Raw genomic sequence first — 3,116 nt, 5'->3', positions numbered from 1 at the left:
AAGCGTATATACAAAGCAAAGTGGATGAAATGAACAAACGACCACGGAAGTGCCTCGGATTTAGAACGCCCTATGAAGTCTATCATTCAACTGTGTTGCACTTGACTTGACAATTCAAGTTTTATAGAACCGAATTTTTCGCCAACACATCACATTACTTGTGTCGCTGCTTATTGCTTTCATGGCAATTAAAAATTTCTTTACCGGTGTGGTTTGGGGAGCGATCGCCATTATTACGATGACTTTTATTGGCGATATTGTTACTATTGACAAACAAGGCCTCCCCGAAAATTATGAAGTAATTATTGAAGATTTAAAATCTTATGAAACCTTGATAAAAAAGATTCCATTATCCTTATTAATACTGGATGGACAACTCATCGAAGTTATCAAGCAGACTATATGAAAAGGTGGCCTTATCTATCGGGTGCTGCAACAAAATGGCTTCGTAAAAAAGGCATTAAAAGTGTCGGAATTGATGGTATGAGCATTAGCTTTTATGAAAACGGAATGCTAGCATATTCAGAACTACTTCCTTACAATATTTTTGTTCTTGAAGAATGTACTTTTCCTGATGAAATTATTGAGTATGAGATTTTTAAATTTTGTGCGGTACCCTTGAAACTGAGAAGGGCCGGCGGTTCTTCTACAAGAGCATATGCGATCGTTGAAGAATAATTCAAACCATCTGGTGCTTCACGAGGGAATTAAATTCTTAGGAGATTAACTTGAAATTATTTTCCATCTAGAAAGAATTACTAACCCATTTTATAATAAGAGCATCAAGTAATGGATTGTAATTATTCCGAAAAGGAGGAAGTTTGAAATGATCCAACAAAATAGAATGTATGGAACTCTACTCAACCCAATTTATGAAGGTTGTGACATGAACAATCTCTGTGTCGCCACTTATTTAATCGCTTGTCATCGAGATGAAGATGTCGTCGTCAAGATGAACAGCATCGGAATTGAACAAACAACCGGTTCATGGGTTGATGTTCCCGCCGAAACAGACGAAGTTCGTGCAAAATATGCTTCAAAAGTTATTGGAATCTATGAAGTACCTGCCTATGAAAATAGAACCGATTTAGTTAATGTCATTGGTCCTGATGGTTACCGTTGGTTTGTTGTCCGCATTGGTTTCCCAGTAGCCAATATTGAAAATAACTTACCGTTGCTTATTGGAAGTATCAGTGGCAATATCATGTCAATGCCGAATTTAAAATTGCTTGATATTGACTTCCCTGAAAAATTCATCAAAGATTTTCAGGGCCCGAAATTCGGTCTCAAAGGCATCCGAAAAATACTCAATGCCTATGACCGGCCGCTTCTTAATAATATGATCAAGCCTTGTACCGGTTATACGCCAGATGTTGGTGCCAAACTCTTCTTTGAAGCAGCTGCCGGTGGGGTCGATATCATCAAAGATGACGAATTAATCGGCGGCAATCGTTCCTTCAACCGACTGGCGGATCGTGTCAAGATGAACATGGATGCTGCGCATCGTGCAGAAGATATTAAACACGAAAAAACGCTCTATGCCTGTAATATCACTGACGAAGTTTCTCGTTTAAAAGCAAATGCCATGACGGTTATTGAAAATGGCGGTAATTGCATCATGTTGGATGTCCACGGTGTCGGCTATTCTGCGGTCAGAATGCTTGCTGAAGATCCCGAAGTCACTGTGCCGATTCTCGGTCACAGTTGCTTTAATGGTGCTTTTACATCCTCACCTTATCAAGGAATGAGTTCAAAGGTTGTTACGAAAATCAGTCGAATCATGGGTTGTGACATTTATCTAACGCAGCCACCATATGGAAAATTTGATAATACTTTTGACAATTACATAGAGAACATGATCACGGCAAAAGCCAAAATGTATGATATCAAGCCTATGTTACCCTTTGTTGGTGGGGGTGTCGTGCCTGGTCTTGTTCCTAAATTTATGGAAGATGCTGGCAACGATATCCTTTTAGGCGCTGGCGCTGGTATCCACGCACATCCGATGGGACCTCGTGCTGGTGCTAAGGCCTTCCGCGAAACTATTGATGCTTGCATGAATGATATTCCATTAGATAAAGCTGCACAAAATGGCTCAAAAGAACTGCAAATTGCTGTTGAAAAATGGGGGATCTATGGTGCTGGTCACAGTAAAGACTTATATGCTTTATAATCGAATAGATTTTGTGTTTTGAATTCTCTAAACAATGAAAGACTAGAGAAATAAATTAAAACCGACAAAGCGTCAGACGCGAGATTATAACCGCGAAGATATCCCTTTTTTCAGATAGCACTTGGAAAAAGGGGTTTCTTATATCATTAAAATCTGTGATTGTGGTATTAATAAAGGCATCCAATTTGTTATTGCAATTTACGGATAAAATACACAATGCCTGAAAAACATATCCTAAATATAGTGGATTAAGAGGAGGGGGGATTTTTGATGGCTAAATGTGCGGTTGTTGCAGATGACTTGACTGGCGCTAACGCAACGAGAGTGCTCTTGAAAAAATAAGGATATGTTACGCCTACGATCTTAATATAAAAAAGGGTGATGCCGAAAAACTTAAAACAACAGAATATCTTACATTTACAACGGACAGTCGCGGAGTTGATAAAGACACTGCCTATGAATTCGTTATATAATATTGTTAAAATATTTAAGCGTAAATTGCAATTTCAAGTTGAACACGTGTAGTAGCTAAGCAGTTTGTACTTTGATAACTGAATACACCTTGTCCAGCAAGCAGTCGAACAGTTTTTCTGGAGCGCAGTACCTCAGTTGTTTCCGGGGCAGCATGTTCATCTTATCCGCAAAACTCAGTATCTGCTCTGCTGAATAGCCGTTAATAGAGACACCTTTTGGCACATATCTGCGGAACAGATGGTTATGGCGCTCATTCTGCGGTCTCTCCCAGGAGGAATACGGATGGGCAAAATACGCTTTAGTTCCGTATTGCTCCAACTCGGAAAGCCGATCAAATTCCAAGCCGTTATCTGCGGCAATGGTCTTGAAGATCTCAGAAAAATGTTCTGAAGACTCTTCCCGCAGCACTTCCATGGCTGCCATTACCGATTCGGCTTTCTTCCCCGGAATCTTAACGGCTATATAAAAG

4 protein-coding genes are annotated in these 3,116 nt (G+C 39.7%); 3 read left to right on the top strand and 1 reads right to left on the bottom strand.

What is annotated here, in order from left to right:
* The first annotated feature begins 181 nt into the window (after positions 1-181).
* From V3C63_RS11655 to V3C63_RS11645, 3 genes are all read left to right on the top strand, one after another.
* Positions 182-406, top strand: coding sequence for a hypothetical protein (locus tag V3C63_RS11655; protein WP_329888117.1), 225 nt, complete (start codon positions 182-184; stop codon positions 404-406).
* Entirely contained in the window at positions 349-678 is a 330-nt protein-coding gene (locus V3C63_RS11650; protein WP_329888119.1) for a cyclase family protein, read from the top strand. The genes V3C63_RS11655 and V3C63_RS11650 overlap by 58 nt, the downstream gene beginning before the upstream one ends.
* Positions 679-826: 148 nt before the next feature.
* Positions 827-2,173: a RuBisCO large subunit C-terminal-like domain-containing protein gene (locus V3C63_RS11645; protein WP_329888115.1), complete on the top strand. Its 1,347-nt coding sequence runs from the start codon at positions 827-829 to the stop codon at positions 2,171-2,173.
* 528 nt (positions 2,174-2,701) lie between these two features.
* Here V3C63_RS11645 and V3C63_RS11640 read toward each other — a convergent pair.
* A partial coding sequence (locus tag V3C63_RS11640; RefSeq protein ID WP_329888113.1) for an IS30 family transposase occupies positions 2,702-3,116 on the bottom strand: 415 nt, incomplete at its 5' end.

Origin of the sequence: Pseudoramibacter faecis (assembly GCF_036289405.1) — a bacterium.
GTDB classification, from domain to species: Bacteria; Bacillota; Clostridia; order Eubacteriales; family Eubacteriaceae; genus Pseudoramibacter; species Pseudoramibacter faecis.
Note: the sequence above shows the minus strand (reverse complement) of the source record. Positions and strands in the feature narration are given on the sequence as shown.

Excerpts from the sequence above, each read along its gene's own strand:
- V3C63_RS11645 (WP_329888115.1), top strand. The coding sequence starts at position 827 with ATGATCCAACAAAATAGAATGTATGGAACTCTACTCAACCCAATTTAT.
- V3C63_RS11655 (WP_329888117.1), top strand. The coding sequence starts at position 182 with ATGGCAATTAAAAATTTCTTTACCGGTGTGGTTTGGGGAGCGATCGCC.